At 62.2% G+C, this 12,782-nt stretch carries 11 protein-coding genes; 4 read left to right on the top strand and 7 right to left on the bottom strand.

Annotated features, from left to right (window positions below):
* Positions 1 to 12: 12 nt before the first annotated feature.
* The 4 genes from AC1DWQ_RS11585 to apbC form a co-directional block, all read right to left on the bottom strand.
* Positions 13 to 1,575: a formate dehydrogenase beta subunit gene (locus AC1DWQ_RS11585; RefSeq protein WP_477669781.1), complete on the bottom strand. Its 1,563-nt coding sequence runs from the start codon at positions 1,573 to 1,575 to the stop codon at positions 13 to 15.
* Complete coding sequence (locus tag AC1DWQ_RS11590; RefSeq protein ID WP_477669782.1) at positions 1,572 to 2,042, bottom strand: formate dehydrogenase subunit gamma; 471 nt, start codon at positions 2,040 to 2,042, stop codon at positions 1,572 to 1,574. The genes AC1DWQ_RS11585 and AC1DWQ_RS11590 overlap by 4 nt, the downstream gene beginning before the upstream one ends.
* Before the next feature lie 114 nt (positions 2,043 to 2,156).
* On the bottom strand, positions 2,157 to 3,116 hold the full coding sequence (locus tag AC1DWQ_RS11595) for a LysR substrate-binding domain-containing protein (protein ID WP_477669783.1): 960 nt from the start codon (positions 3,114 to 3,116) through the stop codon (positions 2,157 to 2,159).
* A gap of 12 nt (positions 3,117 to 3,128) precedes the next feature.
* Positions 3,129 to 4,220 carry an iron-sulfur cluster carrier protein ApbC gene (gene apbC, locus AC1DWQ_RS11600; protein ID WP_477669784.1) on the bottom strand — a complete coding sequence of 364 codons (1,092 nt, stop codon included), beginning with the start codon at positions 4,218 to 4,220 and terminating at the stop codon, positions 3,129 to 3,131.
* A gap of 163 nt (positions 4,221 to 4,383) precedes the next feature.
* On the opposite strand from apbC, the gene metG reads away from it, so the two are divergent.
* Positions 4,384 to 6,477, top strand: a complete 2,094-nt coding sequence (metG, locus tag AC1DWQ_RS11605; protein WP_477669785.1) for a methionine--tRNA ligase — start codon at positions 4,384 to 4,386, stop codon at positions 6,475 to 6,477.
* 24 nt (positions 6,478 to 6,501) lie between these two features.
* Here the strand turns inward: metG and AC1DWQ_RS11610 are convergent, their stop codons facing one another.
* Positions 6,502 to 8,268, bottom strand: a complete 1,767-nt coding sequence (locus tag AC1DWQ_RS11610) for a sensor domain-containing diguanylate cyclase (RefSeq protein ID WP_477670204.1) — start codon at positions 8,266 to 8,268, stop codon at positions 6,502 to 6,504.
* 253 nt (positions 8,269 to 8,521) lie between these two features.
* Between AC1DWQ_RS11610 and AC1DWQ_RS11615 the strand changes: the two genes are divergently transcribed.
* Positions 8,522 to 10,192, top strand: a complete 1,671-nt coding sequence (locus tag AC1DWQ_RS11615) for a SulP family inorganic anion transporter (RefSeq protein WP_477670205.1) — start codon at positions 8,522 to 8,524, stop codon at positions 10,190 to 10,192.
* Positions 10,193 to 10,214: 22 nt separating this feature from the next.
* Here AC1DWQ_RS11615 and AC1DWQ_RS11620 read toward each other — a convergent pair whose 3' ends face one another.
* Positions 10,215 to 10,829: a hypothetical protein gene (locus AC1DWQ_RS11620; RefSeq protein WP_477669786.1), complete on the bottom strand. Its 615-nt coding sequence runs from the start codon at positions 10,827 to 10,829 to the stop codon at positions 10,215 to 10,217.
* Positions 10,829 to 11,356, bottom strand: coding sequence for an outer membrane protein assembly factor BamE domain-containing protein (gene bamE, locus AC1DWQ_RS11625; protein ID WP_477670206.1), 528 nt, complete (start codon positions 11,354 to 11,356; stop codon positions 10,829 to 10,831). Before bamE ends, AC1DWQ_RS11620 begins: the two co-directional genes overlap by 1 nt.
* Before the next feature lie 135 nt (positions 11,357 to 11,491).
* Here bamE and AC1DWQ_RS11630 point away from each other — a divergent pair, with 135 nt between their 5' ends.
* Both AC1DWQ_RS11630 and AC1DWQ_RS11635 read left to right on the top strand, forming a co-directional pair.
* The gene (locus AC1DWQ_RS11630; protein ID WP_457279614.1) at positions 11,492 to 11,719 is read left to right on the top strand and encodes a DUF3460 family protein; all 228 of its coding nucleotides are present in this window, start codon (positions 11,492 to 11,494) and stop codon (positions 11,717 to 11,719) included.
* 92 nt (positions 11,720 to 11,811) lie between these two features.
* The gene (locus tag AC1DWQ_RS11635; RefSeq protein WP_477669787.1) at positions 11,812 to 12,693 is read left to right on the top strand and encodes a segregation and condensation protein A; all 882 of its coding nucleotides are present in this window, start codon (positions 11,812 to 11,814) and stop codon (positions 12,691 to 12,693) included.
* Positions 12,694 to 12,782 lie beyond the last annotated feature (89 nt).

Below are 12,782 nucleotides of genomic sequence, written 5' to 3' on the forward strand. Positions count from 1 at the left end.
GTTGCTGTCGGTTCAGGCGGCTTTGCGATCCGGCACGGTCATGCCGAAGTCCTGCGGGTAATGGTCGAGTGCCGAAAGCACCGGGAAAGGCGTCATGCCGCCCATGGCGCACAGCGAGCCGTGAACCATGGTGTCGCACAGATCGCGCAGCAGCTTGATTTGCTGCGGACGCTGCTCCCCTGGGCCGTTGGCGATGCGGTCTATCACTTCCACGCCGCGGGTGGAGCCGATGCGGCAGGGTGTGCATTTGCCGCAGGACTCAATCGCGCAAAACTCCATCGCGTAGCGCGCCAGGCTGGCCATGTCGGCCGTGTCGTCGTGCACCACGATGCCGCCATGGCCCACCACTGCGCCCACGGCCGCATAGGCTTCGTAGTCAAGCGGCGTGTCCCATTGCGATTCAGGCACATAGGCGCCCAGCGGGCCGCCGACCTGCACCGCCTTGATGGGCCGGCCTGAGGCCGAACCGCCACCGTAGTCGTACATCAGCTCGCGCAAGGTCACGCCGAAGGCTTTTTCGACCAGCCCGCCGAATCTGATGTTGCCGGCCAGCTGGATGGGCAGGGTGCCCCTGGAGCGGCCCACACCATAGTCTTTGTAAAACGTGGCGCCGCGCGACAGGATGATGGGCACCGAAGCAAAGGTAATGACGTTGTTGATCACGCTCGGCTTGCCGAACAGGCCCTGGATGGCAGGAATCGGCGGCTTGGCACGCACGATGCCGCGTTTGCCTTCCAGGCTTTCCAGCATGGCGGTTTCTTCGCCGCAGACATACGCGCCCGCAGCCTTGCGCACATGCAGGTGAAAGCTGTGGCCCGAGCCGAGGATGTTGTCGCCCAGAAAGCCGCCCGCCTCGGCGATGGTGATGGCCTCGCGCATGGTCGCCACCGCGTGGGGATATTCAGAGCGGATGTAGACATAACCCTGCGTGGCGCCGGTGGCCACCGCGGCAATCGTCATGCCTTCGATCAACATGAAGGGGTCACCCTCCATGGTCATGCGGTCGGAGTAGGTGCCCGAGTCACCCTCGTCGGCGTTGCAAACCACGTACTTTTGCGTGGCTTTGAGGCCCGCGACGGTTTTCCATTTGATGCCGGCCGGGAATGCCGCGCCGCCGCGTCCGCGCAGGCCGGCGTCCAGCACCTGCTGCACGATCTCTGTGGCGGGAAGCCCCAGGGCATGGCGCAAGCCGGCATAGCCTTCGTGCGCCTGGTAGTCGGCCAGCGACTGCGGGTCCGTCACGCCCATGCGTGCGAAAGTCAGGCGCTCCTGCCTTTTCAGGTACGGAATCTCTTCGGTCAGGCCCAGCTGCAACACATGCATGCCGCCCAACTGAAAGCCAGCGTCAAAAAGGCCGGCCACGTCCTCAACCTCCACGGGCCCGTAGGCGATGCGGCCTGCACCGGTCTGCACCTCGACCATGGGCTCCAGCCAGAACAGGCCGCGGGAGCCATTGCGCACCAGCTCAATGCCGACACCGCGTTTTGCAGCCTCGGCAGAGATAGCTGCAGCCACCTCATCAGCACCCGCAGCCAGTGCGGCGGAGTCGCGGGGCACGTAAATCTTGATGCTCATGCGGCGCTCCCTGCTTGCGCCACCAGGCGATCGAACTTTTCAATCCCGACGCGAGCATGGACCTTGTCGTCCAGCGTCATCGCGGGGGACTGCGCGCACAAGCCGAGGCAATACACCGGCTCAACCGTGAAGGCGCCATCTTGGGTGGGCCCATGGCCGTCGCTGCCCAGGTGGGAGCAGGCATGCGACCAGAGGGCGTCTGAGCCCATGGCTTTACAGCTCTCGGCGCGGCAGATCTGCACCACATGGCGGCCGGGCGGTTCGGAGCGGAAGTAGTGGTAGTACGTCACCACGCCATGAACCTCAGCCCTGGACAGGTTCAGGGCATCGGCGATGGGTGGAACAGCGTCAGGCGGGATGTAGCCGAGCGCATCCTGAATGCCGTGCAGTATCGGCATCAAGGCGCCGGGCATGTGCTTGGTCGACGCAATGACGCGTTCGACGGCCTGGCTTGCAACTTCATTCATCGTGTGGGACCCCTATCTCTGTCTATGCACAAAGTATGTGCAAGGGACAGGGGCTACGTCCAATTGAATCGGGACACTGCCCTATTCACGGATTGAATGTATGCAAACGCTTGCCTAGGTTGGCTTGTTTCCCATGCTCTCTGGGTGTGCGCTGTAGTCAGCCGCGTGGCGCAGCCAGGCGGGCTCGGCTGCCAGAGCCATGGCCGCCTCCAGCGTGCGGGAGGGCCGGTCGCTGGCCTGCATCATGAAGCCGACAGGCGTCTCCACATCCGGCGTCAGGGGCAGGGCTTCGAGTTCGCGGTAACCCTGAACGGCGCACACCAGCGCGCCTGCCAGCACGCTGCAAACCTCGCCAACGACGACGGTCAGGGCCAGCGTCAGCATGGAATTGGTTTCCATCACGGGCTTGACGGTGACTCCCGCAGCGGCAAACGCGGCATCCACCCGGGTGCGGCTGTGCATGTCGGGTGTCAGCAGGCACAGCGGCAACTTCGCGGCATCGGCCCAGGTCATGGGCGAGCCGAAGCGTAATACATCCGGGCTGGGTTTGGCAGCACGGCGCACCAGGAAATAGCGCTCGATGTACTGCGGCAAGGTGGTCAGCCGCGTATTGCGCGCGCTCAGACGCTCGGTGTAGCCCAGCGCCATGTCCAGCGACAGGTTTTCCAGCCGGGTTTCGATGTCGTGTGAATTGAGGGACAGCACCACCGGTGTGATGCCCGGATGCCGGACGTGCAGCATGGCGGCAAAACGCGCGGCGATGGAGACCGCCGTGGGAACGACGCCAATCGTCAAATGCCCGCGTGGGCTGTCCACTGAGCTGTCGAGCTGTTGCTTGAGGATTTCGCGCTCATGCAGCATGCGCCGGGCGCTGGCGAGGACGCGTTCACCCTCCTCTGTGAACCCAACAAACGCACGCCCGCGGACCACGATGGCAGCGCCGAACTCGTCTTCCAGCGCGCGCAGGGCGTTGGACAAGGCGGGCTGCGTGATGTTGCAGGCCTGCGCCGCGCGGCCGAAGTGCTTGTGCTCGTCAAGCGCGGCCAGGTAACGCAGGGAGGCCAGCAGGTTCATGGCAAGAACGCCTTAAGTGTTCTTGGAGATCGTGATGGTCGGAAACTTGGCGGAGAAATCCTTAGCCTTCGCGGCCACGGTAATGGCCATCTTGCGCGCCACGGCCTTGTAGATGCCGGCGACCTCGCCGTCGGGATCGGCCACCACGGTGGGACGGCCGTTGTCGGCCTGCAGGCGGATCTGGATGTCCAGCGGCAAGGCGCCCAGGTAGTCCATCTTGTAGTCGGCCGCCATTTTCTTGCCGCCGCCTTCGCCAAAGATATGCTCGGCATGGCCGCAGTTGCTGCAGATGTGCACCGCCATGTTTTCGACGATGCCCAGGATGGGCACGCCGACTTTCTCAAACATCTTGATGCCCTTCTTGGCGTCCAGCAGCGCGATGTCTTGCGGCGTGGTGACGATGACGGCGCCCGTCATGGGCACCCGCTGCGAGAGCGTGAGCTGGATGTCACCGGTGCCGGGCGGCATGTCGACGATCAAATAGTCCAGGTCTTTCCAGTTGGTCTGGCGCAGCAGCTGCTCCAGCGCCTGGGTGGCCATGGGGCCGCGCCAGATCATGGCTTCGTCCTGCGCGACCAGGAAGCCGATGGACATGACCTGGATGCCGTAGTTCTCCATCGGCTCCATGTTCTTGCCGTCCACGCTTTCGGGCCGGCCTTCGATGCCCATCATCATGGGCTGGCTGGGGCCGTAGATGTCGGCGTCGAGCAGGCCGACGGTGGCGCCTTCAGCCGCCAGGGCCAGGGCCAGGTTGACGGCGGTGGTGCTTTTTCCGACGCCGCCCTTGCCCGAGGCCACGGCGATGATGTTCTTGACGTTGGGCAGCAGCTGCACGCCGCGCTGCACGCTGTGGCTGGCGATCTTGACCGTGACGTTGACGGAGACATTGCCGACGCCCGGCACCCCCTTGACGGCGGCGATCAGGCTTTTGCGCAGGCCGGCGATCTGGCTTTTGGCGGGGTAGCCCAGCTCGACATCAAACGAAACGTCGCTGCCGCTGAGCTGCAGGTTTTTCAGGGCCTTGGTGCTGACGAAATCTTTGCCCGTATTCGGGTCCAGCACGGTTTGCACGGCGTTCAAGACGGCCTGTTGGTCCAGGGACATGGGGAAATACTCCGTTGAAACTCGTTGAATCTGGGGGCGGCGGTTGGCATGAAGTCTAACGCCGCGCCGCCAGCCCTGGGGTCATGGGGACTTGCCGGGGCAGCCCCAAGGCTGGGCGACTTAAAATCGCGGGTTACCTCTCCCCTAGCCAAAAAGCACCCTTATGTCCCAGCGCCGCCTGTTTGTCACCACCGCCCTGCCGTATGCCAATGGCAATTTCCATATCGGCCACATCATGGAATACATCCAGGCCGACATCTGGGTGCGGTTCCAGCGCATGCAGGGCCACGCGGTGAACTTTGTGGGCGCGGACGACGCCCACGGTGCACCCATCATGATCGCGGCTGAAAAAGCCGGCAAGACCCCCCAGCAGTTTGTGGCCGACATCGCGGCGGGCCGCAAGCCCTACCTGGACGGTTTTCACATCAGCTTTGACAACTGGCATTCGACCGACGGCCCGGAAAACCACCAGCTGGCGCAGCAGATCTACCTGGACCTCAAAAAGGCCGGGCTGATTGAGACCAAAACGATTGAGCAGTTCTTTGACCCTGAAAAAAACATGTTCCTGCCGGACCGCTACATCAAGGGCACCTGTCCCAAGTGCGGGACCAAAGACCAGTACGGCGACAACTGCGAAAACTGCGGCGCGGTGTATGCGCCCACGGATTTGATCAACCCGTATTCAGCTTTGTCGGGCGCGACGCCCGTCCTCAAAAGCTCCGATCACTTTTTCTTCAAGCTGTCCGACCAGCGCTGTGTGGACTTTCTGGAGAAATGGACGCAAGACGGCAAGCTGCAGCCCGAAGTCGCCAACAAGGTCAAGGAGTGGTTCAGCGTTCGTACCAACCCCGACGGCACCCAAAGCGAAGGCCTGGGCGACTGGGACATCAGCCGTGACGCGCCCTACTTCGGCATTGAAATCCCGGACGCGCCGGGCAAGTATTTTTATGTCTGGCTGGACGCGCCGGTCGGCTACCTCGCGTCGCTGAAAAATCTGCTCGAAAAACGCGGCGAAAACTACGACGCCTACATGGCGACGCCGGGGCTGGAGCAGTACCACTTCATCGGCAAGGACATCGTCACCTTCCACACGCTGTTCTGGCCGGCGATGCTGCACTTCAGCGGCCGCAAGACGCCTGACAACGTGTTTGTGCACGGGTTCCTCACGGTGAACAACGGCGAGAAGATGAGCAAGAGCCGCGGCACCGGGCTGGACCCGCTCAAGTACCTGAGCCTGGGCATGAACCCCGAATGGCTGCGCTACTACCTGGCCGCCAAGCTCAATGCGAAGAACGAAGACATCGACTTCAATGCTGACGACTTCATGGCGCGGGCCAACAGCGATTTGATTGGCAAATACGTCAACATTGCCAGCCGCGCGGCGGGATTCATTGCCAAACGATTCGACGGGAGAATGGGCCTCATTAAAGGCGATTCCAAGCACTTGCTGGAAACGCTTATTAGCGAAGCTTCGAGCATTGGTGATTTGTATGACACCAGAGAATTTGCAAAAGCCTCTAAAGAAATCATGTTCTTGGCTGATCAAATTAACGCGTATGTGGATGCAAACAAGCCGTGGGACTTGGCGAAACACCCTGATCAACGCGAAAAGTTGCACGAGGTCTGCTCTACCTGCGTCGAAGCATTTCGCCTGCTCACCATTTACCTGAAACCAGTGTTGCCCGCTCTCGCAACAGATGTAGAGGCGTTTCTGCGAATAGAGCCGCTTCAATGGACGGATCAGTTCAAACCACTCCCGCATGGCCACCTGATCGGCGACTACAAGCACCTGATGCAGCGCGTCGACATCAAACAACTTGAAGCACTGTTTGAGCCTCCAGCCCATGCGGAGTCTGGACAAGCCGCTCCTGATTCAATAGCAGAAGCCACCGTACCCGGCGGCGAGGCCATCGCGCCCGTCATCACCATCGACGACTTCGCCAAAGTCGATCTGCGCATTGCAAAGATCGTCAATTGCGAACCGGTGGAAGGCTCAACCAAACTGCTGCGCCTGACGCTGGATGCCGGCGAAGGCCGCATGCGCAATGTGTTCAGCGGTATTGCCTCGGTCTACAAGCCTGAAGACCTGGTCGGCAAACTCACGGTGCTGGTGGCCAACCTGGCGCCGCGCAAGATGAAGTTCGGCATCAGCGAAGGCATGGTGCTGGCCGCCAGCCACGCGGATGAAAAAGCCCAACCCGGTATCTATGTGCTGGAACCCTTGCCGGGCGCTACACCGGGCATGCGCATTCACTGAGTTTGCTGCGCAACGCCGCCTGCGTCAGGCCGGTGCCGAATTCCTGGCATCCGCCGCCCCGGCCGCAAAGCGCAGGCCGGTCCCCGAACGGCTGGAAAGCTCGCCAAGCACAAGGCCCAGCGAGTGCAGCAATTGCGTTGCATCGCCTTCCCTGAAGGGCGCTTCGGCCACCGCGACCTTGAACTGCAGCACAGTGTTGGGCGGCAGGCTGGGGCTGTCGGCCAGTCCGCGGGCAATCAGCCGCTGGCCGATGTCGGTAAGCGCCCCGCGCGTCAGGTGCCCCTGCAGGATCAGCACAAAGTCTCCATCGCGATGACGGGCAACCGTATCACCCTCTTGCGCAACACTTGTGACACAGGCGCCGGCCTGGACTACCGCGCTTTGTGCCGTCTCCATGCCGTAGTCCTGCCGGATATCCAGGGCGTTGCCCAGCCGGATGCGCACCACCGCGCCCGCACCGGGGTCGCGCTGCTGGCGGATCAGCAGCGCGTCCAGCCGCTGCAGCAGCACGCGGTGGTTGCCCAGGCCGGTCAGCGGGTCGACGCGTGTCAGCGCACCGACGCGCGCCTGGTTGTCGCGCTTTTCCCGGCTGCGCAGGTACAGGGCCATCAGCAGGAAAAGGATTTCCAGGGCGGCACCGATTTGCGCGCCGAACTGCGTGGCCGTGCCCAGGGGCATCAGGCCCTGCGTGCGCAGGATGGGGAAGATGGAGCCCACCGTGAGGCACACCATCGCGGCCATGATCCAGATACCCACCGCCGGCCGGCGCCAGGTGTACCAGGCGGAAACAAAAAGGTAGACGGCGATGCTTCCGATGTAGTAAGGCGTGGCCAGGTTGAAAGACGACTTGTTCCCCAGAGCCAGGAAGGCCAGCACGATCGCAAAGCCCAGAACGGTCATGGCCAGCAACCCGCGGGAAAGCCAGGGCACATCGCGGTCAACCACCATCTGGCGCAGCACAAGATGCAGCAATGCGGCAGTGGCAAGCGACAGCGCCACGGGCGCGCAGTCGTTCCACCAGGCATTGCGGGGCCAGAAAAATTCTCCCGCCAGGCCGGTCAGCGACAACTGGCCGAGCGCCACGACCAGCACATAACCGGCATACAACAAGTGGATGGAATCACGCCACGAGACCGCGTGGAAAGCGCTCATCAACGCCATCAGCAACACCAGGCCGATGTAAACCCCCAGCAGGAGGTGCCATTGCTTGGACTGTTCGTGAAAACTGCCCGGGTCGGACAGAACCCAGTGCATGCTGATCGGATAGTTGTGGGTGACCCGAAGGTAAGTGGGCCGCGTCTCACCGGGGCGCAGCAGCATCTCGAACGCCGGTGTCAGGTGGCGCACCGGCCACTCGGCTACGGGGATGGAATCACCTGAGCGCCTGATTTGCCATTGCCCCGCTGCGAGAGGGTCTTGCGAGGGGCGGTACAGCGAGACGCTGTCCATGTTGGGATGCGGTGTCGTGAGCATGACCCGTGTGGGCTGGCTCACCGCAGGCAGCGTCAACCGGTACCACAAGGCACGCCCGTCGCCAGTCGGCATGATCTGTTCCGGCCTGGCCGGCTCGCCTTCACCGGCTTCAAAGCGGCCGTGGGCCTGCTCAAAGGTCAGCGAGCCGGTGCTGTCGAGCAGCACCAACCCCTGGCCAACCACATCGTAGCCCGCGGACGGCACGTTTTGTGCAGCAACAGCCGCGACGGGGGAAGGCGGGGCGGCCGTTTCCTGTGCAACAGCTGCAGCGTGGGCCAACAGCAAGGCCGCCAGGCAGGCGGACAGGCGCGACGGCATTGCAGACAAAAAACTTAAAAGGCCAAACAATCACTTCCCCAAAAAACCATACGCAGATGATCAAAACGGGACGACACTGATGATTCGACCCTGAAATCACACGAAAAGTAACTATTTCTACCTAACAAAACCTTCTAATGTACCGAATGTTGAGGCTTCGAACAATGGAAAAAAGTCATATGGGACATTCAATGCCTATGCCGTTGCCCGCACCACCAGCCGCGCAAATCCCACGACCCACGCCCGCCGCATGATGCATTTACCGGCCTATCTCGCCCCATTTCGCCCGCGCCTGTTTTCAGCGCTTGCCGGCTACACCCGCGAGCGTTTTTTCAAGGATGCCGGGGCCGGCGTCACGGTGGGTATTGTGGCTTTGCCCCTGGCCATGGCTTTTGCCATCGCTTCCGGCCTCAAGCCCGAGGCCGGCATCTGGACGGCCATCATCGCCGGCGCATTGATCTCTGCGCTGGGCGGCTCGGCAGTGCAGATAGGCGGCCCGGCCGGCGCCTTCATCGTCATCGTCTACGGCATTCTTGAACGCTACGGCCTGGCCAACCTGCTGATCTCCACCGCCTGCGCCGGTGTGCTGCTCTTTCTGCTGGGTTTTTTCAGAATGGGCACGCTGGTGCGTTACGTGCCGGTGAGCATCGTGGTGGGTTTTACCAACGGCATCGCAGTGCTGATCGTGCTGTCGCAGGTCAGGGACCTGCTGGGGCTGGTGGTGCCCAAGATGCCGGCCGATTTTTTTTCGCAGCTGCGTGTGATCGGCGAACACCTGGACAGCTTCAACCCTTACGCGCTGGGGCTGGGGTTGGCCTGCCTGCTCGGCCTCTTTGTGTGGCCCAAGCTGTTTGCCGTGCACACGCGAAGCGCCGGCGGTTTCACCACGCGGCTGATCAGGCTGATGCAGGCCGTCGAGGGCGTGCAGCTCAAGCGGGCCACGCGCATGGCGTCGCGCATGCCGGGGCCGATTGTGGCGCTGGTGACGCTTACCGCGTTTGCCTATTTGCTGAGCCTGCCGGTGGAAACCATCGGCACGCGTTTTGGCGGCATACCCCGTGCCCTGCCTTCCTTTGCGCTGCCTGACTTTTCATGGGAGACGGTGCGGCTGCTGGTGGCACCCACCATCACCATTGCACTGCTGGGTGCGGTGGAATCGCTGCTCTGCGCCCGCGTGTCCGACCAGATTTCCGGCCTGCCGCGTCATGACCCCAACCAGGAGCTGATGGCCCAGGGCGTGGCCAACTTTGTGGTGCCGTTCTTTGGCGGCATGCCCGCCACCGGCACCATTGCCCGCACGGTGACCAACGTGCGCTCGGGCGCCACCTCTCCCGTCTCGGGCGTGGTGCATGCCCTCACGCTAGTGGTGGTGGTGCTGGTAGCCGCCCCGCTGGCCGTCCATGTGCCGCTGGCGGTGCTGGCGGGCATCCTGCTGTATGTGGCCTGGAACATGGGGGAATGGCGCGAATTCGCCCACCTGCGCCAGGCCAGCAGCCATTACCGGCTCATCATGCTCGGCACGTTTTTGCTGACCGTAGTTTTTGACCTGACGGTCGCCCTGCAGGTCGGCCTGATCCTGGCCTGCGTGCTGTTTGTACGACGCATGAGCACCCTGTTCCAGGTGGTGGAGGTCTCACGCAGCGCCGACGGCGCCAGCTTCCAGCTGTACGGCTCGCTGTTTTTTGGCGCCGTCGCCAAGCTCGACCCCATCCTGAACGTGGTGGAAAGCGCGCCCAAAGGCCTGGTGGTGCGGCTGGACGTGCAATCGCTGCAATCGCTGGACACCTCCGGGCTCGATGTGCTGGAGCAGCTGCACAAGGCCATCGTGCTGCGCGGCGGCCGGCTGGTGCTGGCGGGGCTCAATGCCCAGCCGCTGGCCGTGATGGAACGCTCAGGATTTCTTGAAAAGATCGAGCGAGTCTAGACTGTATAACCTTCTGCGGTCACTATTCCGCGCCATGCGTACTTCGACGACGCTCAGCTACCTGCACCCAGTCCAGGAAGACCATCGACGGATAGTAAAACAGCCCTGCCAGAACAACCAGAAACGCCAAAAAATAAAGATGGGACCGGCGCTCGGCGGCGATTTTTTCCTGTGCGTCCTGTTCAGAAAAAAGGACTTCGCCCGCCACAGCTTCTATCCGCGACGGCCTTTTCACAGAACCCGAAAGATAACCGGAAGGCTGCTCGCTCCAATAAACCTTGACCAACTTTCCGTGATGGGACGACTGACCGGGGAAACAAGCCGTAATGCGGGATGTCAGACTTGGTGAAGCGCAACTAAACGCCAGCGCAATGCCGTCGGCCCGCCTCACTACCATTGGAGCGGTCAATTGAGGACGTAAACACCATCGGCAAGACAAAAAGTCTGTCTTTAACGGCAGGGGCTCGATGGTTCCGACAAAAACACTGGCCTGTCCTCGACCTGGCACCTGCATACCGTGCAATCCCAGCAGGGGAACTCCGACAAAAAGCACGCCCATCGTCAAGATGACCGCGATATACCAAAAGCGATGAGACTTCAGGTAATCGACCAATTTACCGCGGCTGACAGCCACCATCACCGCATCCCACCCGCAGGATTGGCGCTTTCATCGTCCACCGAACCCGTGCTGACCACCTTCAGGTCCCGGTCAAACACCACGGTAAAAATACGCGCCGCAGACGGCGGGTTCAGGTAACGCCAGTCGTAGTGGGTTTCCTGTTTCAGCGCATAGGGTGTGACCTTCATTGGCTTGCCCAGCATTTTGCGCACCTGCTCCATGCGCATACCGGGCTGCACCTTGGCAAAATTTTGCGGTGTCAGCACCTGCCGCAGCGCGCTCATCCTGCCGTCTGCACCTATCGTGATCATGTAGTTGACCTTGCCCTCCGGCTGGCGGTTGTATTCGAAGGTGCGGGCGCCCGGCGCCGCCGCAGCGCCGGGCTGCGGCGTTTCGGCCATGTCGGCCGCTTCCCACACCTTCTCGGGCTCGCCAAAGCGGGCGCGTACATCGGCTTCCGTGGCCACGCCTTCTTCCAGTTCGGCAATGCGCTGCGCGTCGCACGCCACCAGGCCCAGGACAAATGAGAGCAGACCCGTACAGATGAACGTCCTGACGGAAAAAAGTGCTGAAAAGCCCGTTCGGGCCGGTGCGAAGGAGGGTGGGAAAGGTGGTAACAAGGAGCGCAAGGCAGACCCCGGTAAAATCAGCCAACTATACGATTCAGGCAGTTTAGACCCATGTCCCTCCTCAACTTCTTCCGCCGCTCCGACTACACCTCCGATACCACGCAGTTCATCGACCAGCTGAAGGCCAACAAGCCCACGCTGGAAGCCGAGCAACGCGCCGGGCGCGCGCTGTTGTGGGACAAGAACCTGAACCGCACCGAGCAGGCGGAATACGGCGAGGCCAAGGTTCCCCAGCAGCCTTACGTGTACGGCACCAGCAGCCACCCGAACGGAAAATAAGGGCCGAACAGGCTTTCAGCCCTTGCAGGACGAGCGCAAGCAGCTATCTTTTTCATAGCAAATCTTTAACGCGCACCGCTTCGGCCTCTTTCATGTCTCAAACCCCCTTTTCACCGTCCCCCCAGGAGCTGCCGCCGGCCGCCGGGCAGGAGCTGTCCGCAACCCTGAGCCCGGACATGCCCGCCGTGATCGACCAGGTGGCGCTGGCGCGCCTCTATGGCGAGCCGCTGTTTGCCATGCCGCACGACCTGTACATCCCGCCGGATGCGCTGCAGGTCTTCCTGGAGGCGTTTGAAGGACCGCTGGACTTGCTGCTGTACCTGATCCGCAAGCAGAACTTCAACATCCTCGACATCCCGATGGCGGCGGTCACGCGCCAGTACCTCACTTATGTCGACGAAATCCGCAGCACCAACCTGGAACTGGCGGCCGAATACCTGCTGATGGCGGCCATGCTGATTGAGATCAAGTCGCGCATGCTGCTGCCGCCCAAGAAGGTGGCGGAAGGCCAGGAGCCGGAAGACCCGCGCGCCGAGCTGGTGCGTCGCCTGCTCGAGTACGAGCAGATCAAGCTGGCCGCCCACAAGCTCAACGAAGTGCCGCAGTTCGGCCGGGATTTCCTGCGCGCGCAGGTGTATGTCGAGCAATCACTGCAGCCGCGCTTTCCCGATGTGCACATCGTGGACCTGCAGGACGCCTGGCGCGACATTGTCAAACGCGCCCGCCTGGTGCAGCACCACGTCATCTCCAGAGAAGAACTCTCGGTGCGCGAGCACATGAGCATCGTGCTGCGCAAGCTGCAGGGCCGAAAGTTCCTCGAATTTGAAGACCTGTTCGACGCCACGCGCGGCATGCCGGTGCTGGTGGTGACCTTTATCGCGCTGCTGGAGCTCTCCAAGGAAGGCCTGCTGGAAGTCACGCAGGCCGAGGCTTTCGCACCCATCTATGTGCGGCTGGCTTACACCCCAGCCTAAATATTGCCCCCACGGTTCAATGGAGCCCCACGGTCGCTCACTGCGTGTAGCTCCCTGCCCCCGAGGGGCCGCTCCGCCTGCGGTCTGGC

The organism is Polaromonas sp. P2_G11 (assembly GCF_056403595.1).